At 40.7% G+C, this 492-nt stretch carries 1 protein-coding gene; it reads right to left on the bottom strand.

Annotated elements, in window-relative coordinates:
* A partial coding sequence (hypB, locus tag BZK24_RS03745) for a hydrogenase nickel incorporation protein HypB (RefSeq protein WP_077656612.1) occupies positions 1–336 on the bottom strand: 336 nt, incomplete at its 3' end.
* Between the last annotated feature and the right edge of the window lie 156 nt (positions 337–492).

The raw sequence follows: 492 nt of genomic DNA, 5'->3' as shown, positions 1-492 counted from the left end.
CATGCTCGCTTCCAAATGGCACGCTTCGCCGGTGGTGATCTGATGCGTGCTCACGCCTTTTTTACGCAACCTGTCCGCATCTCTGTTGGTTTGCAAATCGCCCTCTACCACGCAAAACTTGAAGTCTTTAAAATCCGCTAGATTTTCTAACATCGTGGTTTTACCGCTGCCGGGAGAACTCATGAAATTCAACACATACAGCCCTTCTTTAAGGTAGCGCTCTTTCATTTCAGCGGCTTTAATGTCGTTCTTGCTCAAAATCTTTTCCACGATTTTGACATCTTTTTTACTCAAATTAGGGTTATTTTGTAAAGATTCTTTTCGTTGTTCGCTCATTTCTTTTCCTTGTCTTTTAAAATTTTGGATGAATTGCTCCAAACACTGGACTTGATTGGTGCAACCATTGGGGTTAATTTGATTATTAGCGCTTAATGTCCCTTGTAAAGTGTTCATTAAAAGGGTGTTGTTGTATTGTTGTTGGTTGTTGCTGTT

This window comes from Helicobacter pylori (assembly GCF_001998165.1).
Taxonomy (GTDB): domain Bacteria; phylum Campylobacterota; class Campylobacteria; order Campylobacterales; family Helicobacteraceae; genus Helicobacter; species Helicobacter pylori_DL.
This window is presented reverse-complemented; position numbering and strand designations above follow the sequence as displayed.